The 22,542-nt window shown below is 72.4% G+C and carries 21 protein-coding genes; 6 read left to right on the top strand and 15 right to left on the bottom strand.

Annotation, left to right across the window (positions count from 1 at the left end):
- Positions 1–42: 42 nt before the first annotated feature.
- From ACZ7LU_RS03620 to ACZ7LU_RS03595, 6 genes are all read right to left on the bottom strand, one after another.
- Positions 43–1,161, bottom strand: coding sequence for a VOC family protein (locus tag ACZ7LU_RS03620; RefSeq protein ID WP_471915560.1), 1,119 nt, complete (start codon positions 1,159–1,161; stop codon positions 43–45).
- 59 nt (positions 1,162–1,220) lie between these two features.
- Entirely contained in the window at positions 1,221–2,006 is a 786-nt protein-coding gene (locus ACZ7LU_RS03615; RefSeq protein WP_471150422.1) for an SDR family oxidoreductase, read from the bottom strand.
- Between the two features lie 119 nt (positions 2,007–2,125).
- Entirely contained in the window at positions 2,126–3,223 is a 1,098-nt protein-coding gene (locus ACZ7LU_RS03610; protein ID WP_398299908.1) for a zinc-binding dehydrogenase, read from the bottom strand.
- A gap of 16 nt (positions 3,224–3,239) precedes the next feature.
- Entirely contained in the window at positions 3,240–3,719 is a 480-nt protein-coding gene (locus ACZ7LU_RS03605) for a pirin family protein (RefSeq protein WP_471915559.1), read from the bottom strand.
- Positions 3,716–4,558: a cupin domain-containing protein gene (locus tag ACZ7LU_RS03600; RefSeq protein WP_471915558.1), complete on the bottom strand. Its 843-nt coding sequence runs from the start codon at positions 4,556–4,558 to the stop codon at positions 3,716–3,718. The genes ACZ7LU_RS03605 and ACZ7LU_RS03600 overlap by 4 nt, the downstream gene beginning before the upstream one ends.
- Positions 4,551–5,849 carry a sedoheptulose 7-phosphate cyclase gene (locus tag ACZ7LU_RS03595; RefSeq protein WP_398299914.1) on the bottom strand — a complete coding sequence of 433 codons (1,299 nt, stop codon included), beginning with the start codon at positions 5,847–5,849 and terminating at the stop codon, positions 4,551–4,553. Before ACZ7LU_RS03595 ends, ACZ7LU_RS03600 begins: the two co-directional genes overlap by 8 nt.
- A gap of 237 nt (positions 5,850–6,086) precedes the next feature.
- Here ACZ7LU_RS03595 and ACZ7LU_RS03590 point away from each other — a divergent pair, with 237 nt between their 5' ends.
- The 4 genes from ACZ7LU_RS03590 to ACZ7LU_RS03575 all read left to right on the top strand — a co-directional run bounded on the left by ACZ7LU_RS03590 (position 6,087) and on the right by ACZ7LU_RS03575 (position 10,977).
- Positions 6,087–6,998: an NADP-dependent oxidoreductase gene (locus tag ACZ7LU_RS03590; RefSeq protein ID WP_471915557.1), complete on the top strand. Its 912-nt coding sequence runs from the start codon at positions 6,087–6,089 to the stop codon at positions 6,996–6,998.
- Positions 6,999–7,085: 87 nt separating this feature from the next.
- Complete coding sequence (locus ACZ7LU_RS03585) at positions 7,086–8,330, top strand: MFS transporter (protein WP_471915556.1); 1,245 nt, start codon at positions 7,086–7,088, stop codon at positions 8,328–8,330.
- A gap of 70 nt (positions 8,331–8,400) precedes the next feature.
- A complete protein-coding gene (locus tag ACZ7LU_RS03580; RefSeq protein ID WP_471111844.1) occupies positions 8,401–10,038 on the top strand; it encodes an FAD-binding oxidoreductase in 1,638 nt (545 codons plus the stop codon).
- 108 nt (positions 10,039–10,146) lie between these two features.
- A complete protein-coding gene (locus ACZ7LU_RS03575; RefSeq protein WP_471915555.1) occupies positions 10,147–10,977 on the top strand; it encodes an alpha/beta fold hydrolase in 831 nt (276 codons plus the stop codon).
- 108 nt (positions 10,978–11,085) lie between these two features.
- Here ACZ7LU_RS03575 and ACZ7LU_RS03570 read toward each other — a convergent pair whose 3' ends face one another.
- The 5 genes from ACZ7LU_RS03570 to ACZ7LU_RS03550 all read right to left on the bottom strand — a co-directional run bounded on the left by ACZ7LU_RS03570 (position 11,086) and on the right by ACZ7LU_RS03550 (position 16,565).
- Entirely contained in the window at positions 11,086–11,535 is a 450-nt protein-coding gene (locus ACZ7LU_RS03570) for a MarR family winged helix-turn-helix transcriptional regulator (RefSeq protein WP_471915554.1), read from the bottom strand.
- A 207-nt stretch (positions 11,536–11,742) separates the two neighbouring features.
- Positions 11,743–12,933 carry an acyltransferase family protein gene (locus ACZ7LU_RS03565; protein WP_471915553.1) on the bottom strand — a complete coding sequence of 397 codons (1,191 nt, stop codon included), beginning with the start codon at positions 12,931–12,933 and terminating at the stop codon, positions 11,743–11,745.
- Positions 12,934–12,983: 50 nt separating this feature from the next.
- Positions 12,984–14,384, bottom strand: a complete 1,401-nt coding sequence (locus tag ACZ7LU_RS03560) for an MFS transporter (RefSeq protein ID WP_471915552.1) — start codon at positions 14,382–14,384, stop codon at positions 12,984–12,986.
- Positions 14,385–14,451: 67 nt separating this feature from the next.
- Positions 14,452–15,756 (bottom strand): sulfotransferase family protein, encoded by a 1,305-nt coding sequence (locus ACZ7LU_RS03555; RefSeq protein ID WP_471915551.1) that lies wholly within the window; start codon positions 15,754–15,756, stop codon positions 14,452–14,454.
- Between the two features lie 176 nt (positions 15,757–15,932).
- Entirely contained in the window at positions 15,933–16,565 is a 633-nt protein-coding gene (locus ACZ7LU_RS03550; protein WP_398299932.1) for a TetR family transcriptional regulator, read from the bottom strand.
- 232 nt (positions 16,566–16,797) lie between these two features.
- On the opposite strand from ACZ7LU_RS03550, the gene ACZ7LU_RS03545 reads away from it, so the two are divergent.
- Positions 16,798–18,021 carry an IS701 family transposase gene (locus tag ACZ7LU_RS03545; protein WP_471915550.1) on the top strand — a complete coding sequence of 408 codons (1,224 nt, stop codon included), beginning with the start codon at positions 16,798–16,800 and terminating at the stop codon, positions 18,019–18,021.
- On the opposite strand, the gene glpX is transcribed toward ACZ7LU_RS03545, so the two are convergent.
- The 4 genes from glpX to ACZ7LU_RS03525 form a co-directional block, all read right to left on the bottom strand.
- On the bottom strand, positions 17,988–19,019 hold the full coding sequence (gene glpX / locus ACZ7LU_RS03540; RefSeq protein ID WP_470982946.1) for a class II fructose-bisphosphatase: 1,032 nt from the start codon (positions 19,017–19,019) through the stop codon (positions 17,988–17,990). The two genes, ACZ7LU_RS03545 and glpX, sit on opposite strands and share 34 nt — an antisense overlap.
- Positions 19,020–19,207: 188 nt before the next feature.
- Positions 19,208–19,984 carry an SDR family NAD(P)-dependent oxidoreductase gene (locus ACZ7LU_RS03535; protein ID WP_471916470.1) on the bottom strand — a complete coding sequence of 259 codons (777 nt, stop codon included), beginning with the start codon at positions 19,982–19,984 and terminating at the stop codon, positions 19,208–19,210.
- 62 nt (positions 19,985–20,046) lie between these two features.
- Complete coding sequence (locus ACZ7LU_RS03530; RefSeq protein WP_471915549.1) at positions 20,047–20,745, bottom strand: HAD family hydrolase; 699 nt, start codon at positions 20,743–20,745, stop codon at positions 20,047–20,049.
- Between the two features lie 75 nt (positions 20,746–20,820).
- A complete protein-coding gene (locus tag ACZ7LU_RS03525; RefSeq protein WP_398312889.1) occupies positions 20,821–21,450 on the bottom strand; it encodes a ScbR family autoregulator-binding transcription factor in 630 nt (209 codons plus the stop codon).
- 120 nt (positions 21,451–21,570) lie between these two features.
- Between ACZ7LU_RS03525 and ACZ7LU_RS03520 the strand changes: the two genes are divergently transcribed.
- Positions 21,571–22,530, top strand: coding sequence for a ScbA/BarX family gamma-butyrolactone biosynthesis protein (locus tag ACZ7LU_RS03520; RefSeq protein ID WP_471915548.1), 960 nt, complete (start codon positions 21,571–21,573; stop codon positions 22,528–22,530).
- The last annotated feature ends 12 nt before the right edge of the window (positions 22,531–22,542 follow it).

Here is a 22,542-nt window from a genome sequence, read left to right as displayed (position 1 = left end):
CCACCCCTTCCTGATCCGGTCCTCGTCCTCGGCCCGTGCGGCTCAGCGGTTGCTCCACCGCGGGCTCGGGCCGAACCTGCGTGCCTGCGTGTGGCGCTCGTACGGCATGCCGGGCGGCATGTTGAGCACCTCCAGCTGGAATCCGCCCACACCGCGGAAGTAGACCCAGCGGTCACCGTGGATCGGGCCGCCGTCCTCGATCAGCTGGGGGTCACCGAGCACCTCGGCGCCGTCCGTCCGGGCGAGCCACGCGGCGGCGCGCTCGACGTCGTCGACGAAGAACGCGAGGTGGTGGCCGCCCACGTCGCTGTTGCGTGGCCGCTCGGTGCGGCGGCCCTCGGCCTCGAAGCCGCTGAGCTCGACGGTGGTGACCGGGCCGAGCCGGATCGCCGCGGTGTCCTTGCGGAACGGCCCGGCCACGGCGTACCGGCGCCGCGCCGTGTCGGCGTCCACCGACTCGGCGCTGCGGTGGACGAGTTCGCCGCCCATCGGGCCGGTGAAGAAGGCGACGGCCTCGTCGAGGTCGGCCACCGAGTAGCCGACGTGGCCGATGCCGAGGGCGCCGGGCAGCCCACCCGTCCAGTCGCCCGCGGGCCGGTACACACGCGCCTCGGTCTCCCGCTCGTACGGCAGCACGGCCGCCGTTTGGCGCAGTTCGATGCGCATGCCCCAGTCGGTGAGCAGGTGGACGCGGCGGTTGCCGGCCGTCGGGCCGCTCTCGTCCGTCCAGGGCTCGCCGACGGCCTGGACCTGGGGGGACCGCGTGGCCGCGGCGAGCGCCTCGTCCAGGTCGCTCACGTGGATACCGATGTGGTGCCCGCCCACGTCGGTGAACTCCGGTGCCGAGCGCCGCTGTCCGGGCGCGGTGTACTCGAACAGCTCCAGGTTGCTGTCCGGTCCGAGGCGCAGCATCGCGATGTGCGCGCTCGCGCGCGGGTGGACGCCGAGCTGGCGCGCCATCCAGTCGCTGTCCGGCTCCTCGACCGGGCCGAGCCGGTAGAGGACGTCGGCGCCGAGCACCGTGGTGCAGAACTCCACGGCCGCGTCCAGGTCCGCGACGGTGTAGGCGTAGTGGTCGACGTTGCGGGCGGTGGGGATGGACGTGGCGGCCGGGGTGTCCGTGGTCTCCATGGTGGGCGCCGTCGGGGCGGTGGGTGACATGACTCTGCTCCAGGGTTGCGTGGTGCACCCGGGGTGCACGCGGGGAGGGGCGGCGGGGGTCAGACGGTGCCGGCGTGGGCCGCGTTGGCGACCGCCGCGGAGAGCGCCATGCCGCCGTCGATCAGGGTCGACGTGCCCGTGGTGTAGGCGGCCGCGGGCGACGCCAGGTAGGCGACGAGGGCGGCGACCTCGTCCGGGCGGCCGGGGCGGCCCGCGGGGATGGCAGGACGGGCGATCTCGGCGGCGTCCATGCCGGCCGGGACGTTGTTCATCGGGGTGGCGGTCTCGCCCGGCGCCACGGCGTTCACGGTGATGCCGTGCTCGGCCAGGTCCAGCGCCATCGCCTTGGTCAGCGCGCCCAGGCCGCCCTTGGCGGCGCAGTAGGTGCTGCCCTCCCCGATCGGGATGTGCTCGTGGATGCTGGTGATGTTGATGATGCGCCCGCCGCGGCCCTGCTCGATCATGCGCGCGGCCGCCACCTGACTCAGCCGGAACGGGCTGGTCAGATTGACGTCGAGGATGCGCTGCCAGTCCTCGAGGGTCTCCTCGACGACGGTCGCGCGTCGGTTCAGGCCCGCGTTGTTCACCAGTACGTCGATGCCGCCGAGCGCGTCGACGCAGGCCCGCAGGGTCTCCCCCGCCGCTGCCGGGTCGGTGAGGTCGAGCCCGAGGGTCTCGGCCCGTACGCCGTGCCGCACGGCGAGCCCGTCGGCGATCTCCTTGGCCGCGGCCGCCTGCCGCCCGTAACCGATGACGAGGTCGAAGCCGGCCGCGGCGAGCGCCTCGGCGACGGCCGCGCCGATACCCGAACTGGCGCCGGTGACGACGGCGATGGGGCGATTCATGGGGTGCCCTTTCCGGTGAGGTGGGTGGGGTGAAGTGGGGTGAGGTGGAGGGGGTGGGCCGGGGAGCCCCTGACGCCGCCGGGGGAGGTGCGTCAGGGGCGGTCGCCGGCCATGCCCCTTCAGGGGCGGGGCGTCAGCGAGAGGGCCACCTTGGGTGCGGCCCGACGCCCCCTCTCCAGAAGTTCGAACGCCTTGTCGACGTCGGCGAGTTCGAAGACGTCGGCGATCATGCCCTTCGCCGAGAGGACGCCCTCGGCGAAGAGCCGCAGCGCGCGCTCGTAGTAGTCGAGGCCGTGCCGCACGCCGGTCATGGTGACGCCGCGCAGCACCAGCTCGGAGGCGTCGACGGCCGGCAGCGGGTCGTTGGGCACGCCGACCGCCGCGATGCGGCCTCCGACGTCCGCCACCCGCAGCGCCTCCAGGAGGGCAGGCACCGCGCCGGACGCCTCGATGACGACGTCGTACTCGCCGTCGCGCGCCTCACCGGGCAGGAAGGCGTGTTCCGCCCCCATCCGCAGCGCCGCGCCGATGCCCGCGTCGTCGATGCCGACCACGTCCACCGTGCCGGCCACGCGGCGGGCCATCTGGACGGCGAGCAGGCCCATGGTGCCGGTGCCGAAGACGAGGACGCGCTCGCCGGGGAAGACCCCGACCTTGTCCAGCGCCGCGAGCACCGTGACCGCCGGCTCCGCGAGCGCCGCCGCGAAGTCGTCGACGCCCGGCGGGACCTTCGTCAGGGACTGGGCGGGGAGCCGGATGAACTCCGCCGCCGCGCCCTGCTGTCCGTAGAGGCCGACTTCCTTCAGTTGCGAGCACTCGTTGCGGTGGCCCCGCTGGCAGGCGCGGCAGCCCCCGCAGGAGAGCATGGTCTGCCCGACGACCCGGTCGCCGATCTCCAGCTGCCGTGAGTACTGGCAGTTCCCGGCGATCGCCACCACACGTCCGACCCACTCGTGGCCGAACACGTGGGGCATCGTGGCCCGGCCGTCCCGCACATAACTGGCCGTGCCGTGCAGGAGTTCGAGGTCGGTGCCGCAGATGCCGACCGTCGTGGGAGCCACCAGGACGTACCCGAGCTCGGGGCCCGGTATCTCCACCTCCACCTGGCCGACCTTGTTGGCATCCATGATCGCGGCAGCGCTCATGGAACCGTGCGGCCAGCGCCCGCACAGCAGGTCGTCCGTGGGAGGCAGCACCTTTTCGTGGTGTTCAGCCAACGTATCCGCTCCTCGGTCAGTGCCCGCCGTCGATCGGCGGGCGGAAAATCGGGGTCTGCTCACGCGCCGGCAACTCCGGCACCCTGGCCGGCAGTCGCGAGACGACGTCGGCCGGCAGCACGCGTACGGCGAGGAGGTCGAGCCCCTCGGCTCCCGCGGTGACCCGCACCGCGGCACGGGCTCCGACGAGCAGCGCGCCACCGGCGTCGAGCGTGTGCTCCTCCCCCGCACGACCGCCGTCGGCCTCGGGCCCGGTCCCGGCCTCGGTGTGCACCGACGCCGATCCGGCGACCGCGTAGAGGGCGGCCTCGGTGCCGTGGGCCGGCTCGTGCGTCCAGGTGGCGCCGGGGGCCAGCCACAGCTGTTCGAAGGCCTCGCACTCGCTGTGCAACATGCCCCGGCGGGCGAGGCAGCGCCAGGTGCCGCCCGTGCCACCGGAGTCCGGGGCGGCCGGGCGCAGGCGGAAGGAGGGTGGGGCGGGTGTGCTGACGATCACCGGGCGGCCTCCGACGACGCGACGGCGACCTCGGCGTGGAACAGCTCGAGGCCGCCCTCGCGGTCCGCGCCGATGCGGGCCCGCGTGCCCTGCGGGAGCGTCACAGCCGTGCCCGGGTGGAGTTCGGCGGTGCCGCTGCCGTTCTCGACCCAGCCCGTGCCGGAGACCACGAACACCATGTGCTCGCGCCCGTCCGCGGTCAGCTCGACGGTGCCCGAGGCGTCGACCGTCTCCAGGGCGACGGACCGCATGGGGCCGGTGAAGACGTCGGACGGGGAGACGGAGCGCTCGGCTCGCAGGTCGTGAAGGCGTGCGGTGCGCACCGGGCGCTCCTCCTTGGCGGGGGCGGGGACAGAGACAGAGGTGGGGGCGGCGGGCGTGTCCGGGCCGTCGGCGCCGAGTGCCGCGCTGAAGCGGGGCGAACGCATCTCGATGACCAGCCAGGCCAGATCGCTGTCGCCCGTGTTGCGCAGGCCGTGGACGGTGCCGAGGCCGGTGAGGATCAGCGAGCCGGGGGCGATGGGGTGGGCGGTGCCGTTGAGGTAGATCTCGCCGGTCCCGGAGAGGATGAAGTAGACCTCCTCGGTCCGGGTGTGCAGGTGCTCACCGCTGACCCCGCCCGGCGGGACGCACGCCCATTCGACGGCTTCCCAGCCCCCGCGCAGATCCGCTCCGGACGCGAGGGCCTTCCAGCGGGTCACCCCCGAGGTGCCGTGCACGCCATGGATCTCGGCGGGGCCGCTGACATCGCCGACGATCACTGCGGCACCGGAGATCGCTCTCGCGGCACCGGAGGTCACTCCCCGAACCGGGGCCGGCGCGTAGGCGGTCTCAGACATGCTGCGGACCTCCCACGCGGCGGCCCACTGTGCGCAGTTCCGCAACCCCGTCCAGCAGTTCCTGTTCGGTGAGGTCGTTGACGAAGGTGACGTCGCCGATGCCCACCGGGAGCGGGAGGCGCTGCCGGCCGTCGCGGTGGCGGACGGTGTCGCGCAGCGCGGCGGTGAGGAGCTCCGGCTGGTCGAGGAGGTCGTCCCAGGCGGGCAGTTCGAGTGCGTGCATCACGTCGTAGACGCGCTGTGCGTCCACGTCGTCGATCAGGCCGCGCCGCCGGGCGAGGGCCGTGGTGAGGGCCATGTCGACGCAGACGGCCTCGCCGTGCAGCAGCGCGGGCAGGGCGCGCATCTCGACGGTCGGGCTGAAGGTGTGCCCGTAGTCGACCGAGCGCTCCAGCTTGGCTTCCCACAGGTTGGGCTGCAGCTCTTCGAGCATGCCCTGGATGGCGCGGCGCACGACCTCGCGCGCGGCGTCCTCGCCCGCTTCGCTCTCGCCCTGGAACTTCTCGTTCAGCAGCAGCGGGCCGTAGCGCTCCAGGACGTCGAAGAGCCGCGCGTCCTTGATCAGGGCGATCTTGAGGATCTCGGCGAGGCCGTTGCCGATGTGGCGGCGGTCGAGCGTGGCGAGGAAGGTGCGGTCCAGGAGGGTGAGGTCGGCAGGGAAGTAGGTGCCGAGCCGGTTCTTGTGCCCGTTGAAGTTGACCCCGGTCTTGGCGCCCACGCCCGCGTCCACCAGGCCGATCAGGGTGGTGGGGACGCGGATGAAGGGGGTGCCGCGGCGGTAGAGGCTGCTCGCCAGGCCGACGATGTCCATGAGGACGCCGCCGCCGATGACGATGAGGGGCTCCCTGCGCCGGTCCACGCCGAAGGCGTCGAGCTCCTCGACGATGCGGGCCGCGGTCTCGAAGCTCTTGACGGTCTCGTCGGCGGGGACGACACAGATGACGTGCTCTACGTCGTGGTAGTCGAAGTAGGCGCGGATACGGTTGCCGTGCAGCAGGTCGACGTCGGAGTCGAGCACCACGAACCGGCGCAGGCGCTTGCCGGGAGCGGCCGCCGGTTCGAGCAGGTCCGTGCGCTCGAAGTCGAACAGGCCGTCGGCGACGCGCACTTCGTAGCTGACCGGCTTGGCGGTGCGGACCACCCACGCGTCGATGCGCTCGCTGTAGGCGTACAGCCCCGCGCCGGGCTGCGCCGCGACGACTGCGTCACCGGCGGAGCCGGCCGCCCCGTACTCGGTGGCGTTGGCGCGCTCGCTGGGTCGGCCCAGAAGCGCCGAAATGTTGCCGGACACGGATCACCTCAACTGGTTCGGAGAGTGGTTCGGTAAGCGGTGCGGTAAGCGATGCGAAGAGAGGCTCTCGGTGCTGGAGAGCGACTTAATCTATGCATTCTCAAGCAATCACTCGCAAGGCCGATCGGCCATTTCCTGGACTTGGCGAAGTAGCAACGCATGGCCCGCCAGGGCGCGAGAGAAGAACAGAACGACTGCTACGTTCTCCCGTAATCACATATCTGCAGGAGGACACACGTGCGTGCCAGCTCCCTTCCCCGCTACGGGGGCCCCGAACTGCTGACCGTGGCCGAGCTGCCCCGCCCCACGCCCGCGCCGGGACAGATCCTGGTCCGCGTCGCGGCGTCGGCGGTGAACCCGGTCGACCTCGAAGTGCGTTCGGGGGCAGCGGCCGACAACATCCGCCACGGCTTCCCGATGATCCTCGGCTGGGACCTCTCCGGCGTCGTGGAGGAGTGCGGCCCCGAGGTGGACCGCTTCACCGCGGGCGACCGGGTCGTCGCCATGTCGGCCCAAATGGCCACCGGGGTGGGCACCCACGCGCAGTACGTCGCGCTCGACGCCGCACTCGCCGCGCCCGCCCCGAGCACCGCCGAACTCCCGCACGCGGCCGCGCTGCCGCTCGCCGGGCTCACCGCCCACCAGGCGCTCGAAGCCCTCGCCCCGCCCGCGGGCGGCACCGTGCTCGTCACCGGCGCGACCGGGGCCGTCGGCGGTTTCGCCGTCCAACTGGCCGTCTCCCGCGGCCTGAAGGTGCTCGCCTTCGGACGTCCCGACGACACCGACCGGCTGCGCGCGCTGGGCGCCCACGAGACGTACTCCGACGAGCACCCCGTGCCGCCCGGCGCCGCCGACGCCCTCCTGGAGACCGCGGGACTGCCCGCCTCCATCGCCGGGGTGCGCGACGGCGGCCGCGCCGTCTCGATCGTGCCGACGGCCCCGCCCGTCGCGGAACGCGGCATCGACGTACGCATGTCGTTCGTGGAGCAGGACGGCCGGCGCCTCGAAGAGCTCTCCGCCCTGGTGGACGAGGGCGTGCTCACCCTGCGGGTGGCCGCGACGTTCCCGCTGGCGGAGGTGGGCGAGGCGCACCGGCGCCTGGCGGCGGGCGGCTCCCGCGGCAAGCTGCTGATCTCGCCCTGGGACTGAGCGCCCGTGCCAGGGCCCCGGCTCCGAGCCAGGCGCCTGTCGTGACGTGACCTGATCCCGACCCCGACCCCGTGACTTGGAACAGCCATGCCGTTTGCCCTCTTCCCCTTGATGCTCTGCGTCTTCAGCGTCGGCAGCGCGGAGCTGGTCGTCGCCGGTGTGCTGCCCGCCATCGCCGGTGACCTGGACGTCTCCCTGTCCGACGCGGGCCTGCTCGTGACGGCGTACGCGCTCGGCGTCGTGGTCCTCGGCCCGCTCGTCACCCTCGCCACCAGCCGGGTGCCCCGCACTCCCCTGCTGCTCGGCCTGATGGGCCTGTTCACGGCGAGCAACGTGCTCGCCGCCCTGGCCTCCACCTATGCGGTCCTGATGACCGCCCGCGTCCTCTCGGCGATCACCCACTGCACGCTGTTCGCGGTCTGCATCGTCGTCGCGGGATCGCTGGCGGAGAAGGGCAAGGAGGCCTCGGCCGTGTCGCGGGTCGCCGTCGGCCTCAACCTCGCCACCGTGCTCGGTGTGCCGCTCGGCGTCCTCCTCGAGGAGCACTTCGGCTGGCGGTCGGCGTTCTGGAGCATCGCCGGGCTGAGCCTGTTCGCCCTCGCCCTGGTCGCCTGGCGGCCGCCCGCCGCGCCCGTGCCGGTCGCCGGCGGGTCCGGTGGCGTCGGTGCCGAACTGCGGGTGCTGCGCAGCCGCACGGTCCAGACGGCCATCCTGCTCACCGCGCTGGCGATGGCGGGCGTCTTCACCGCGTACACCTTCGTGAACCCCATCCTCACCTCGATGGGCGGGTTCGCCGACTCGACCGTCAGCTGGCTGCTGCTGCTCGTCGGCTGCGGCTCCCTCGTCGGCAACCTCATCGGCGGCAAGCTGGCCGACCGGGCGCTGATGCCCTCCCTCGTCGGCGTCCTCGCGGTGCTCGGCGCCGACCTCGCCCTGATGGCGCTCGGCGGCAGTGTGCCCTGGCTCCTGCTCGTCCTGCTCGTCGTCTTCGGCGCCGCCTACTTCGCCGTCATGCCGGGGCTGCAGGCACGCATCCTGACCGGGGCCGGGGACGGGGCGCCCACGCTCGCCATCGCCATCAACATCGGCGCCTTCAACATCGGCATCGCCTTCGGCGCCTGGTTCGGCGGCCAACTCCTCGGCCTGGACCTCGGGCTGCGCGTGGTCATCGCCGCCTCGGCCCTCCTTTCCTGGCTCGCGACGGCCGTCGCGGTCGGCGAGCTCAGGAAGGACCGGCGCGCCGCGCGCGGTGCCGCCGCGCCCGCCCCGGCCGCCCCGGCCCCCGTTCCGACTTCCCGCGTTCCCGCCGCGGCCGACGCCTCGACCGACTGAGGCCGACCGACCCGGCCATCCCCGCTGCAGCAACCAGCTGCGGCACCCGACTTCTTCTGGAGTAGCACTGATGAGTGAGCTCACCCGGCGCAAGGTCCTGCGGCGGTCCGCCGTGGCAGGCGGCGCGGCCCTGGGCGCGACACTGCCCGTCACGGGTCCCGCGCAGGCCGCGCCCGTCCGGGTCACGGCCGCGCGCACCGCGTCCGCCGCGGCCTCGGCGGTCACCGTGCGCCCCGACGACGCCCGTTACCCGGAGCTGATCCGCGGCACCAACCAGCGCTGGGTCGGCAAGCCCGAGTACGTACGTCTCGTCTCCTCCGCCGACCAGGTGGTCGACGCCGTCAAGGAGGCCGTCGCCGCGGGCAAGCGCGTGGCGGTGCGCAGCGGCGGTCACTGCTACGAGAACTTCACCACCAGCTCCGACATCAAGGTCCTCATCGACCTGTCGCAGCTGACGACGGTGGACTACGACGCCGACCGGCGGGTCTTCGTGGTGGAGCCCGGCGCCTGGCTCTCCGACGTCTACAGCACCCTGTTCAAGCGCTGGGGGGTCACCCTGCCCGGCGGCTCGTGCCCGTCGGTGGCGGCCGGCGGCCACATCGTCGGCGGCGGCTACGGCGCGCTGTCCCGGCTGTTCGGGCTCACCGTCGACCACTTGTACGGCGTCGAGGTCGTGACGGTGGACAAGGACGGGACCGTGCGCAAGGTCGTCGCGACCCGCGACGCCGCCGACGCCCGCCTGCGCGACCTGTGGTGGGCGCACACCGGAGGCGGCGGCGGCAACTTCGGCATCGTCACCAAGTACCTGCTGCGCACGCCGGGCGCCACCGGCTCCGACCCGGCCGGGCTCCTCCCCCGCCCGCCGGCGGAGCTGCTGACCAGCACCGCCACCTGGTCCTGGGACGGCCTGACGCAGACGGGCTTCAAGCGTCTGGTGAAGAACTACGGCGACTGGTTCGTCGCCCACGGCGGGCCCGACGCCGCACACCTCGACCTGTTCAGCCAGCTCAAGGCGGCCCACCGGTCGGCGGGCGCGATCACGATGGTGACGCAGCTCGACGCCACCCGCTCCGGGGCCGAGGCCGACCTGGACGCGTTCGTCGCCGCGGTCGGCGCCGGGGTGCCGGGCACCCCGCGGGTCAGCACCCAGCGGCTGCCGTTCCTGCACGCCACCAAGTGGCCGGGGTTCGCGGGCGGTGACCCCACGCTGCGCTTCGAGGACAAGTCCGCGTACATGCGGGCGGGCTTCCCCGACGACCAGCTCTCGGCCGCGTACCACCACCTGACCCGCACCGACTACAGCAACCCGGCGGCGCTGCTGCTGATCGCGGGGTACGGCGGCCGCGTCAACGCCGTCGCGCCGGACGCGACCGCCGTGGCCCAGCGGGACTCGGTGATGAAGCTGCAGTACCTCGCGTTCTGGCAGGACGCCGCGGAGGACGAGCGCCACCTGACGTGGGTGCGCGAGTTCTACCGGGACGTCTACGGAGCCTCCGGCGGAGTTCCGGTGCCGGGCCGGGTGAACGACGGCTGCTTCGTCAACTACGCCGACGTCGACCTCGGCGACCCGGCGCACAACACCTCGAAGACGCCCTGGCACTCCCTCTACTACAAGGGCAACTACCCCCGCCTGCAACGGGTGAAGGCCGACTGGGACCCGCGCGGCATCCTGCGCCACGCCCAGTCCGTCGAGCCCTCCGCGGGCTGACCGCCCCCCTGACTTCCGCGGTCCCTCACCGGGCCGCGGTGCCGCGCCGGGGTCACCGGCGCGGCCTCCCCTCCCGCACGACAGCGACACGACAGCAAGGAGAAAGCGATGCCTTTCGCTTCCACGCACGGTTCCAAGGTGGAGTACTTCGAGACCGGCACCGGCCCCGGCCTCGTCCTGGTGCACGGCACCGGCGGCGACGCGGGAACGTACGACCAGCTGCGCGACACCTTCAGTGACCGCCGCACCGTCGTCGTCCCCAACTACTCGGGCAGCGGCGCCACCGAGGACGAGGGCGGCCCGCTGACCCTGGAGCTGCTCATCGCCCAGATCGACGCCGCGATCGAGGACAGCAGCGCCGAGGGCCCGGTGGACCTGCTCGGCTGGTCGCAGGGCGCGCTGGCCGTCGCCGCCTACGCCGCCGTGCACCCGGAGAAGGTGCGGCGTCTGGTGCTGCTCACGGGGTGGATCAAGAACGACGCGCGCCAGCAGCTCTACTTCGACCTGTGGCACCGCCTCGACCAGCTCGACCACGAGACCTTCGGCCGGTTCCTGCAGCTGAACGGCTGGACCACGCAGCAGGTGAACTCCTTCGGCGTCGCGGGCGTCGAGGAGATGGTGTCGGGTGGCGTCCCCGCGGGCATCGGCCGGCAGATCGCGCTCAACCTGGAGCTCGACATCACCGAGTACCTGCCCAGGATCACCGCGCCGACCCTGGTGATCGGTGCCACGCACGACAACATGATTCCGGTCGAGCACTCCCGCGCGCTGCACGCGGCGATCAAGGGCAGCCGGTACGCCGAGCTGGAGGCGGGTCACTTCGCGGTCTTCGAGAAGCCCGCCGAACTGGCCGAGCTGGTCCAGGAGTTCCTGGAGTCGGCCGACACCGCGGGCACGGACGGCACCGAGGGCGAGGCCGCCGCGACCGCCGCGGCCTGACCCGGCGTGTAGCTCGCACGTTCGCACAGAGCCCGGTGGGGGCGGCCCGAGCCGCCCCCACCGGGCTCTGTCGTGTCCTGGTCCTAGTACGTATTCCTATTCCTATTCCTAGGACGCGGGAGGCGTCGGGGTGTGCCGGAGCCGGTTGACCAACGACGCCGTCTCCGGCTCGAAGGAGGCCATGTCGAGCGCGAGCGCCAGCTCCTTGGCGAACGTGCCCTGCGCCTGGCCGACGAGTCTGCGGCCCTCCGCCGTGAGGTGCGCGAACATCACGCGCCGGTCCTCCTCGCCGACCGTACGGGCGACGAGGCCCTCGTTCTCCAGGCGGCTGACGAGGCGGCTCATCGTGGACTGGCTGGAGCCCACCGAGTCGGCCAGCTCCTGCATGCGCAGCGCGCCACGGGCCAGGACCGACAGGGCCGTGAACTCCGAAGCGGTGACGCCGTGCTGACGCTGCAGCTTCTTGTCGAGGGTCGTACTCACCCCGTTCACCAGAAGCAGCAGCTGCCTCCACAGCTCGAGTTCGCCACCGAGTCGTCCACGTGCGGCAGTCGCCATGCCGTCCCTCACCGTCCTGTCCTCCGCCTGCGCCCGGACCCCGGCCCCCTTGAGGCGATTCCGCGCCCCACGGTGTCGTCACAGCAGTGAATACTTGCCTTTGCAAGCATAGGACAGCGGGGCGGCAAGGGCCAGGGCGCGCGGAAAAACGAGCGAGCCGGCGCTCCCCTGAGCGGGGTGCGCCGGCTCGCTCGCCGGAAGACGCGCCTACTTCGGGACGGCGCGGGGCCGCTGCTCGGCGCGGGGCTTGGCGAACCTGCGCATCATCGGCATCTCGACGCCCTTGTGCAGCAGCCACGCGAAGCCGAGGCACACCACGAAGTACAGGGCCATGACGCCCAGGCCCCCGGCGGGCCCGAACTGGCGCGTCTCGCCGATCAGCGAACGGACGTACACGAGCAGGACGTTGTGCACGATGTAGAAGGCGAACGACACCTCGCCCAGCCACACCATGGCGCGGCCCCGGAAGGGCGAGCGGTCGCCGCGCAGGTCGGTGGCGGCGACGGCGGGGATGAGCAGCGCGAACGGGACGAGCGCCGCCGCGTTGAGCCCGAAGAGCCAGGGCGTGGCGTTGGCGATCGCGTAGCCCACGACGACGAGACCGCAGGCGGGCAGCAGCCCCAGGCCGATCCAGCGGCCGGTCATGAGGATGCGCGCCATGACGATGCCGAGGACGAAGTCGAGGGTGCGCACCGGCGGCAGCATGTAGACGGCCCAGTACTGGACCTCGGAGACCGGGAAGCCGTTGGACATGGTGCCGTCGGGCAGCAGGAGGTAGCCGAGGGCCGGGATCGCGGTGATGGTGACGACGAGGCCGCCGGCCCACGCCCACAGCCGCTCGGGGCGGATGCGCGCGATCCACCGGTGCAGCAGGGGGAAGCAGAGGTAGAAGAAGACCTCGCAGGACAGCGACCAGCTCGGCGGGTTGATGCTCAGGTACGTGTGGTAGTCCGGGATCCACGTCTGCAGCAGGAGCAGGTTGGGCAGCCACTGCTGCCAGGTCGCGGTCGCCGCGGCGAACAGCACCATCGCCCCGATCCAGCCGGCCACGTGGCTGGGGTAGAGCTTGACGAGACGGCGGCGCCAGAATCTGCGGGGCGTGTCGTCCGGGCGTGCGGAGTAGGTGAGGATGAAGCCGCTGAGCAGGAAGAAGAAGGTGACGCCCATCCACCCCGTCTTGCTCGCGGCCGCGTGGAAGAAGTCGGAGACCCCGCCGCTGAAGGGGTTCAGGGGCGGCTCCGTCGTCAGGGACGCGTGGAAGAGGAAGACCATCATCGCGGCGATGAAGCGCAGACCGGTCAGGGACGGCAGCCGGGCGAAGCCCCTGGGGTCGGTGGGCGGGACGGGGAGCTTGCTGCCGAGGGGCGTACTGCCCAGGGGTGCGACGTTCGTCGACATGGAAACCTCCGAAGGGTCAATGCATGGGTCAATGCATGCTGATGCAAGGGTTAAAGCTGCTTTGCGCGTGCCGTCAGGTCCCGTTGGATCGCGGCGAAGGAGCGGTTCTTCGTCTCGGGGACCACGCGCACCACGAAGACCAGGGCACCGGCGCAGACCGCGGCGAAGCACCAGAAGACGGCGGCCTCGCCGAACAGGTCGGCCGCGGGCAGGAAGAGCTGGCCCACGACGAAGTTGGCGGACCAGTTGACGAGGACGCACAGCGCCACGCCCCTGGCGCGCACGGCCGGCGGGAAGATCTCCGCGGCGAGGATCCAGAAGACCGGGCCGATGCCGACCGCGAAGGCGGACACGTAGAGCCCCATGGAGACCAGGCTGACCCCGTGCGAGGCCCCGCCGAACGCCCCGTTCAGGGCGCAGCCGAGCGGCACGAGCGCCGCCGCCATGCCGATCAGGGAGAAGACGAGGAGCGGCTTGCGGCCCGCCCGGTCGACCAGCGGGATCGCGGCGACCGTCATGAGCAGGTTGGCCACGCCGATGGCGACGGAGTACAGGATCGAGTTGGTGGCCGGCAGGCCGGCCCGCTGCATGATGCTGGGGGCGTAGTAGATGATCGTGTTGATCCCGGCGAACTGCTGCACCGCCCCGATCGTGACGCCGATCAGCAGCGCGCGCCGCACGACGGGCTCGGCCAGCATCCCGCGCGGGGCGGCGGGGCCTGCGCCCGACGCGGCGGGCCCCTCACTCCGGCTCACCCCCTGGTCCCGGAGCCCGGCGCGGCGCCTCCGCTCGGTCCACACGGGGCTCTCGGGCACGAAGAAGAGGCCGGCCAGCATCAGGACGGACGGGACCAGGCCCACGCCGAACATCGCACGCCAGTTGGCGTCCCCGGCGAACCAGAGGTTGATCAGGTACGAGACGAGGATGCCCGCGGTGAGCAGGATCTGGTTCACCGTGATGAGGCGGCCGCGCAGCCTGGGCGGCGCCACCTCGGCCAGGTACAGCGGTACGAGCGAGGACGCGGAGCCCACGGCGACGCCGAGGATCACCCGCGCGGCCACCAGGGTCCAGAAGCCGGTGGCCAGGGTGGCGAGGGCGAGCCCCAGGGTGAAGGTGGCGGCGACGGCGATCAGCGTCTTGCGGCGCCCCCAGCGGTCGGCGGGGGCACCGCTCCAGAGTGCGCCGGCCGCCGCGCCGAGGAGCAGGGACGAGATGACCGCGCCTTCCTGGAACGACGTGAGGTGGAAGTCCTCCTTGAGGAACAGCAGGGCGCCCGAGATGACGCCCGTGTCGAAGCCGAAGAGCAGCCCGCCCAGGGCGACGACGCCCACGGTGAGAGCCAGCCGCCAGGGCGGGACGGCCGGTTCGGCGCTTTCGGGCGCCGCCCGCAGGGGCGGTCGCGTCGCCTGGTCGAAGTCCAGGGTCGTCGCCCGGTCAATTTCCACGGTCACCGACGGCACTCGCTTTCTCGAGTCTGCATATGTGTATCTGCGTACGTGTAGGGGCTTCAGGGGGGTCTCAGACCCCGTACCTCGCCCGGTACAGGGCGAAGCGGCTGGTCAACTCCCGCCGGGAGAGACCGAATTCGGCGGGCTGGAAGGGGCGGGCACGGCGTGCCTCGCGGGCCGTTCCGTCGATGAACGTCGACGCCACCCGGTCGAACATCGGCGTCGCGGTGACGCCGGCGAAGGCGAGCACGGCACGCACCTGCCCGGCCGGGTCCGCCACCAGGTCGTCGAAGCGAATGTCCAGCAGCCGCCCCCGGGGCACGTCGAGCCGCGCCCGCTCGGCCGCCACGAGATGGCGCTCGACGCGGTCGGCCCACTCCTGCCCGGCGGGCCGCACTTGACGGGCCGTCCGTCCGCGCAGGGCCGTGGCGATGCCGGCGCACGCGGCGACGGTGTCCGCCGGATCACGGTGCACCTGGACCACCTTGGCGTCGGGGTAGACCCGCAGCAGCTGCTTCAGACCGCGGGCGTGGAAGGAGTCGCGCAGGACGAGCCTGGAGGCCGGGATCCGCCAGGTGACCGCCTGGATCTGGGCGCGGTGGAACGCGTACGCCTCTGTCGGGTCCGCGGTCTCCAGCCATGCGGCGTAGCCGGGGACGCGCCAGGAGAGTGTCGCCGCCATGCCGTGGAACGCGTTGCCGAGAAGCCGGTGGCAGCCGCCGGGCCGGGTGGCGCCGACGAGGAGCCCGGAGCCCCGCCCCGCGGTGGCGCGCGTCAGGTTCCGCGCGATGCTCCCGGCGCGGTCCAGTGCGGCGCGGCGCTGCCGGAGGGTGGTGGGGCGGCCTGCCGGGTCGTGCAGTTCGGCCAGGGTCGGGGCGTCGAGGCAGGGGTGCTCCGCGAGGGCGTTGTGCAGCATCGCGGCGCCGCTGCCCGGGAGTCCGGTGACGAAGAGCGGGGCCCGGATGTCGTTCAGCGTGATCTCGGGCCGGTCCCGCAGCAGCCGGATCATCTGCTGCTGCTTCTGGAGGGCCGACAGCAGCTCGGAGCGGGCGGCCCTGCGGCCCTCGGCGTGCAGGTCGGCCTCGGTGTCGAGGGAGCGCAGGAGCCGGTCGAGCGCCGGCAGGAAGCGCAGTCCGACGGCGTCCGTGTCACCGTCCTCCCGCAGCCGTTCCAGGAGGTCGTCCACGGCGAGCACGTCGCGGTCGCGTCCGCCCGGGCGCTCGTGCGGCACCCCGTGCCCCGTCGCCCGCAGCAGGCCGCCGGACGCCCGTCGCGGCAGTCCGCCACCCCTCCCCCATGCCGGTCCGCCGCCGGGTCCGCCCCAGGGGACAGCCGACTCGCGTGCGAGGACAGCGGGTTCACTCCGTCTGCTCACCGACCCACCTTCCAGATACGTGCCGGACCAACTGCCGTGCGCGCCGCGGCCGCACGGTGGCGGGGCCACGTCGGCCCGCCGGGTCTTGGATCTCTTCGCTTGCGCGTCGCCGCCCGCGCGTCGACCACTCGGGTCAACAGCCGTGCTCGCGGCGGCGGTTGCGCGCGTCCGCCGTACTACGACGAGGCGGAGAGCCCCGGGAGGACGAGCGCCCAGAGGCGGGAGAGGTGCCGCTCCACGCTGCCGCCGCTCTCCCCCTCGCCGGCACCCGCACCCGCGTCCTCGCCACCGCCCGGCACACCGTGCAGCCGCCCCGAGAGGCGGGACTCCGCGCCGGCCAGGAGGTATTCGGCGAGGAGGACCACGTCGTCCTCGTTGACGGCGGGGCCGAGTCCGCCCCGGTCCGCGCGGGCCAGGGTCTCGGCCACCGTGGGCAGCCAGAGCGCGGACCACGTGCCGTCCTCGTCGGGGAGTTCGCGCCACAGCCGGGTCGCCGCCCGCACCACCTCGTCCCGTTCGAGCAGCCGCGCCAGATCGAGCGTCAGCGCGACCACGGTGTCGAGCGGCGGCGTCGTGGCCGTGCTCGCCTGTGCCACACACGCGCGGACGGCGGCGTCCCCGCGCGTCCGCACCGCCTGGGCGAGACCTGCCTTGGAGGCGAAGTGGAAGGTGAGGGCGCCGACCGAGATGCCGGCGGACCGGGCGACGCGGCCCAGGGATGTGCCCTCGTACCCCGTGTGCTCGAACTCGCGGGCCGCCGCGCGGACCAGGGCCTCCCTGGTCCTCGCGGCCCGTTCCTGCTTCACCATCGCGCCCTTCCCTGTTCCCCGGAGTCCCAGATCCCGCTCCGGTCCTGCACGCCACAGCCACTGTGGGCACTGGGCGGAGCGCCGACAACGCCGACTTCCGAAAGTCGCCCCTCCGGTTGTCGGGGGGCACTGAAGTTGGCCAAGTAGCGACCACCTGCCCCCGGGACTTCAAAAGAAAACGAACGTTCTCTATTATTGCCGGAGTCAGGCGCCATCACGGGGAGGGAAAGCCATGACAGAGCTCCAGGACCACCGGCTGCCCGAGCTGATCGCGGACACGTCGATCAGCTCGTACGCGGAGACCGTCTTCGGGCACCTGCGCCGCGCCGATCAGCGGCGCTGGGCCGCCGCCTATGTGCTGGGACTGCTCACCACGCCCGGCAGGAAGTCGGTCAGGCGGCTCGCGGCCCAGCTGCACGCGGGCCCGACGGCCGCCCAGTCCCTGCACCAGTTCGCCAACGCGAGCCCCTGGGACTGGGAGCCGGCCCGCCGTGAGCTGCTGCGCCTGACCGAGAGCCGCCTGCGGGTGCGTGCCTGGACCATCGGCGTCGCGGTGCTGCCCAAGCGCGGCAGCCACTCCTGCGGGGTGCACCAGCGCTTCGAGCGATCCACCGGCCGTACGGTCAACTGCCAGATGGGAATAGGCCTGTTCCTTTCGTCGGACACCGCGCACGTCCCCGTGGACTGGCGGCTGCGGCTCTCCAAGGAGTGGCACGAGGACGAGGAGCTGCGTGCGCGGACGCGCATCCCGGAGACCGTGCGGCACTGTTCCGCCGCGGAGCACGCCCTGGACCTCATCGACTCGCTCGCCCCCTTCAGCCGCCGTGAACCGGTGCCGGTCGTCGCCGACACGAGCCACCACCCGACGTCCGGGGCGCACCTGGCCACGGAGCTGACCGCGCGCGGGCGCGACTGCGTGATCGCCGTGCCGCACGGCCTCCGGATCGTGCCGGAGGGCCAGCGCGTGGTCGCGCCGGGCTCGCCCGACGGGGTGCTCACCGCCGGCCGGCTCCTCCAACTCCTCGCTCCCAAGGGGGCGGTGGCCACCGCGGCCGGACTCCGGCACGGCCCGCAGCGCGGCGACCGCCTGGTCTCCGCCCTGGTGCGCCTGCCGGGACGGCGCGGTGTCTCCCCCGGCGTCTACCGCCTCTTCGCCCGGCGGCGCCCCGGGGCCCAGGGGGTCGGGCGCGTCTGGCTCACCAGCCTGGTGCGCCCGCCGCTGCACGACCTGCTGCCCCTCGTGCAGACGCAGTCCGGCACGGTCGCCGCCCTCGCGGACCTCACGGAGAACTACGGCCTGCGCGACTTCGAGGGGCGTTCGTATCCCGGCTGGCACCACCACATGACGCTGGCTTCCGCCGCGTACGCGTACCACCGGCTCATCGCGGGAGGCCGGGCCCCCGGGGCCGTCGGCCCGGGCCCTCAGCTCGCCTGGTCGAAGTCGATGGCGCTGTAGGCGCGCAGCTTCGAGAGGCGGTGGTCGGAGTCGATCTTGCGGATGGTGCCCGACTTGGAGCGCATGACCAGTGAGGACGTGGAGGCGGTGGCGGCGCGGTAGCGGACGCCCTGGAGCAGTTCGCCGTCGGTGATGCCGGTGGCGACGAAGAAGACGTTGTCGCCCTTGACCAGGTCGTCGGTGGACAGGGTGCGGTCCAGGTCGTGGCCCGCGTCCAGGGCGCGCCGGCGCTCGGCGTCGTCCTTGGGCCACAGCTTGCCCTGGATGACGCCGCCCAGGCACTTGATGGCGCAGGCGGAGATGATGCCTTCGGGGGTGCCGCCGATGCCCATGAGCAGGTCGACGCCGGTGCCCTCGCGCACGGCCATGACCGATCCGGCCACATCGCCGTCGGAGATGAACTTGATGCGGGCGCCGGTCTCGCGGATCTCCTTGACGATGCCCTCGTGGCGGGGGCGGTCCAGGATCATGACCGTGACGTCCTCGGGCGAGGAGTTCTTGGCCTTGGCGACGCGGCGGATGTTGACCGAGGCGGGCGCGTTGATGTCGACGTAGTCCGCGGCCTCGGGGCCGGTGACCAGCTTGTCCATGTAGAACACGGCGGAGGGGTCGAACATGGCGCCGCGGTCGGCGGCGGCCAGCACGGCGATCGCGTTGGGCATGCCCTTGGCGGTCAGGGTGGTGCCGTCGATGGGGTCGACGGCGATGTCGACCTCGGCGCCGGTGCCGTCGCCGATGCGCTCTCCGTTGAAGAGCATCGGGGCTTCGTCCTTCTCGCCCTCGCCGATGACGACGACGCCGTTCATCGAGACGGTGTGGACCAGGGTCCGCATGGCCCGGACCGCGGCGCCGTCCGCGCCGTTCTTGTCGCCGCGGCCGACCCAGCGGCCCGCGGCCATGGCGGCCGCCTCGGTGACCCGGACGAGCTCCAGGGCGAGATTGCGGTCGGGAGCCTCCGCGGGCACCGCCAGCGGGGAGGACGTCGGGACGGGAGAGATGAGCAGGGGCACCGGTGAGACCTTCCGAATCCATGGACGGACAGCTTCGGACCGGACGTTACTGGCCCCGCGCCGCCCCACCGGGCCTTTGCGCCCGAACCGCTCCCGCCTTTGGCAACTCACCGACAACGCGGACGCGTTCGGGCGAGGGCCGCTCGATCCCGCCCGCGCGCGCCGTCCTCGGGGCGTCAGGCCGCCGTCCACCCGCCGTCGACCGGTACCGAGCCGCCCGTGACGAAGGAGGACCGGTCGCTGAGCAGCCACGCGGCGGCCTGCGCCACCTCCACCGGCTCGGCCATGCGCTTCTGCATGGAGCGGGAGATGAAACTCTCCTCCAGCGAGGGCGTCTCCGTCAGCACCTGGTCCATGAGCTCGGTCCGGGTGCTCCCCACCACCAGGGCGTTCACCCGGATCCCCCGGCGGCCGTACTCGTCGCCGCCCGCCTTCGTCAGACCGATCACCGCGTGCTTCGCCGCGATGTAGGACGCCGTGGCGCCGGTCGCGACCACGCCCGCCGCGCTCGCGGTGTTGACGACGGCTCCCCCTCGGCCGTCGGCCAGCATCGCGCTGATCTGGGCCTTCATGCAGTTCCAGACACCACGGACGTTCACGTCCATGACCCGGTCGAAGACGGCGTCGTCGGTCTCGTGCATCAGCGTGCCCGCCGTGGCCCATCCCGCGTTGTTGAAGCCCGCGTCGAGCCGGCCGTACGTCTCCACCGCCGCGTCGACCACGCGCTTGACGTCCGCCGGGACCGTCACGTCCCCGGCAACCGCGAGTGCCTGGCCCCCGGCCTCCGCTATCTCCGCGGCGAGTTTCTCGATGTGCCCCTCCCTGCGCGCCGTGACGACCACGGCCGCCCCTTCGGCGGCGAAGAGCCGGGCCGCCGCCGCGCCGATGCCGCTGGAGGCACCCGTGATCATGATCGTCTTGCCGGCCAGCAGGCCGTGTCCGGTGTTCGTCATCGCGCCGTCTCTCGTGGTGCCGACCGTGGTGGTGTCGTTCATCGTGAGTTCCTGTCCGTGGCTCAACTCGGCACCGGGGAACGCCAGACCGTGCCCGCCGCGGCCTCCGCGTCGACCGTGCGCAGCAGTTCCTCGTCGATCGCGTCCAGCGAGTCGACGATGTGCCGCGTCGCCAGCTCTTCCATGAACGTGCGCTGGAAGCTGCACGGGTGGCCGATGAACGGCACGTCGAGCCCCTTGGCCGCCTCGGCGACCCTGGCGACGTCGTCCACGAACAACACCTCGTCGAGGCGAAGGCCGAAGACGTCCCCGGCGATCTCCTTGATGCCCGGCCGGAACGAGTCGGTGCAGACGTAACCGGGGCCGTCGAAGAGGTGGGACCAGGCCCCCAGGTGGGTGTCGAAGTGGGGCTTGCTCAGGCCTCCGTAGCAGACGACTCGAAGCCCCAGGTCGCGTACGCGCCGGAGCAGTTCGGCGGCGCCGGGGTTCGGCCGCACCGGGTGGTCGGCGACGTAGCGGTCGCGCTCGGCGAAGTAGAGCTCCAGCGCCTGCTCGCCCGTCACGTCGAGGCCGGCCGCGCGGGCCATCTCGACGCCCGCGACGCGGCGCGGCTGGGAGAGGATGCGGCGCTCGGTCCCCGCGTCGTACACGCCCCCGCGACTGGTGATGAAGTTGCCGATGACGGGGCTGAACGTGTCGTTGAGCAGAACACCGTCGATGTTGAGCGCCACGAGACGCAGTCGGTCGAAGTGCTGGTGCATGGAACGTCCTTGGCTGCTGTTGGGTCGGGCGGATGGATGGTGACAAGGGGTGCGGCCGTCGGCCGGGGCGCGCCGTCAGGCGTTGACGGCGGCCTCCCGCGCCTCGCTCACGTCGATGCTGTGGGCGGCCTCGTCCGTGGCGATGGCGGGCATGAGCAGTCGCCACATCGCCCGGGTCCGCTCGGGCAGGTCCTCGCGGCCGGTCGCCAGGAGGGAGTACGCCTGGAGGCCCGTACACGCCGACACGACGAACTCGGCCAGCGTGCGGACGTCGACGTCCGGGCGGACGTCGCCCGCCGCGAGCCCGTCGGCCAGGCACTCCTCCATGATCTGGGCCCACTCGCGGTACGGAGTGGCGTCGTCGAGGCCGAAACCCGTCTGCTCGCTGGTGAGCCGGACGCCCGCGCGGAGCGTCGGGTCCGTCTGCAGCTTGTGCGCCCACACGAACGTGATGTCCACCAGGCGCTGCAGGCCCCGCGACTTCAGGGCGGGCACGATGCTCGCCGGCTGAGCCCGCATGACGGCCAGGGCCAGCGCCTCCTTGTTGGGGAAGTGGAAGTAGACGGCTCCGAGCGTCACACCGGCGCGGTTCATGATCTCCCGCATGCTGGCGCCGCTGTACCCGCGCTCGTCGAAGACCTCAGCAGCGGCGCGAAGGATCTCGTCGCGCGTCTTCTGGGCCCGCTCCTGCTTCGGTTCCGGCATTCGGACGGCCTCTCTCGACAAACAAAAAGAACGCACGTTACTTTACTCCGCATGGTTCTGGGACACCAGAGCTCGCGCAACCGTTCGGGCAGCGACGTCACTCATCCCTGGGGGGGACCCATGACTCTCGTTTCGTATGCACAGACCACGCGCACAGCCCAACTGCGGACCGTTCCACAGGAGTTCACCCACAAGCTCGCCCGCGCCGAAGTCCTGCTCACCGGCTGGGCGCCCGTGGGCGAGGACCGCGTGACGGTCACCGCCCGGTGGCCGCGCACCCACTCCTTCTACGCGTCCGTCGCCGGGCGGCACGATCCGATGCTGCTCGCCGAGACCCTGCGGCAGAGCATCCCGCTGATCTCCCACGCCTGCTACGACGTGCCGCTCGGCCACCACCTCATCTGGCAGCACTTCACCTACGAGGTGGCGCACGAGGCGATGTGGGCGGACGGCGGACCGATGGACGTCGAACTCCGCATCAGCTGCAACGACATCGTCCGGCGCGGCGGTCGTCTCGCGGCCCTCACGATGGACGTCGAGATCCTGCGGGACGGCCTGCACCTCGGCACCGCGCACACGCGGTTCAGCAGCCACGCCCCGTCGATCTACCGCAGGCTGCGGGGCGACCGGTACACGGCACCGAGCGATCTCGCCGGTGCGGCCCCCGTGCCGCCCGGCGCCTCGGCTCCGGTGGTCCCGCCCGCTCTCGTGAACCGCGAACACGCCGCTGACGTCGTGCTCTCGCCCACCGCGAGACCGGACCAGTGGCAGCTGCGGGTCGACCAGTCGCACCCCATCCTGTTCGACCACCCCGTCGACCACGCCCCGGGCATGCTGCTCCTTGAGGCTGCCCGGCAGGCGGCCCACGCCGTCCAGGGCCCCCGCGCGGACACCGTCGTCCCGGTCCGCTTCGAGTCGGCGTTCTTCCGCTACGTCGAGTTCGACGCCCCCTGCGTGATCACCGCGTGCGTCGAGCCCGCCGCCCGCCCCGGAGGCCACCCCAGCGTGTCGGTCACCGCCCTCCAGGAGGACAACGAGGCGTTCTCCTGCCGCGTGACCGTGGCGGCCACGACGGCGTGACCGAGGGCCCGG

Source organism: Streptomyces sp. NPDC039462 (genome assembly GCF_055639375.1).
The sequence above is the reverse complement of the archived record's forward strand: the minus strand, read 5'-3'. Positions and strand labels throughout refer to the sequence as shown.

Bases quoted from the DNA above. Each gene is read 5' to 3' on its own strand.
- ACZ7LU_RS03620 (WP_471915560.1), bottom strand. From the start codon at position 1,161: ATGTCACCCACCGCCCCGACGGCGCCCACCATGGAGACCACGGACACC.
- ACZ7LU_RS03615 (WP_471150422.1), bottom strand. From the start codon at position 2,006: ATGAATCGCCCCATCGCCGTCGTCACCGGCGCCAGTTCGGGTATCGGC.
- ACZ7LU_RS03600 (WP_471915558.1), bottom strand. From the start codon at position 4,558: ATGTCTGAGACCGCCTACGCGCCGGCCCCGGTTCGGGGAGTGACCTCC.
- ACZ7LU_RS03585 (WP_471915556.1), top strand. From the start codon at position 7,086: ATGCCGTTTGCCCTCTTCCCCTTGATGCTCTGCGTCTTCAGCGTCGGC.
- ACZ7LU_RS03580 (WP_471111844.1), top strand. From the start codon at position 8,401: ATGAGTGAGCTCACCCGGCGCAAGGTCCTGCGGCGGTCCGCCGTGGCA.
- ACZ7LU_RS03575 (WP_471915555.1), top strand. From the start codon at position 10,147: ATGCCTTTCGCTTCCACGCACGGTTCCAAGGTGGAGTACTTCGAGACC.
- ACZ7LU_RS03570 (WP_471915554.1), bottom strand. From the start codon at position 11,535: ATGGCGACTGCCGCACGTGGACGACTCGGTGGCGAACTCGAGCTGTGG.
- ACZ7LU_RS03565 (WP_471915553.1), bottom strand. From the start codon at position 12,933: ATGTCGACGAACGTCGCACCCCTGGGCAGTACGCCCCTCGGCAGCAAG.
- ACZ7LU_RS03550 (WP_398299932.1), bottom strand. From the start codon at position 16,565: ATGGTGAAGCAGGAACGGGCCGCGAGGACCAGGGAGGCCCTGGTCCGC.
- ACZ7LU_RS03545 (WP_471915550.1), top strand. From the start codon at position 16,798: ATGACAGAGCTCCAGGACCACCGGCTGCCCGAGCTGATCGCGGACACG.
- ACZ7LU_RS03535 (WP_471916470.1), bottom strand. From the start codon at position 19,984: ATGACGAACACCGGACACGGCCTGCTGGCCGGCAAGACGATCATGATC.
- ACZ7LU_RS03530 (WP_471915549.1), bottom strand. From the start codon at position 20,745: ATGCACCAGCACTTCGACCGACTGCGTCTCGTGGCGCTCAACATCGAC.
- ACZ7LU_RS03525 (WP_398312889.1), bottom strand. From the start codon at position 21,450: ATGCCGGAACCGAAGCAGGAGCGGGCCCAGAAGACGCGCGACGAGATC.
- ACZ7LU_RS03520 (WP_471915548.1), top strand. From the start codon at position 21,571: ATGACTCTCGTTTCGTATGCACAGACCACGCGCACAGCCCAACTGCGG.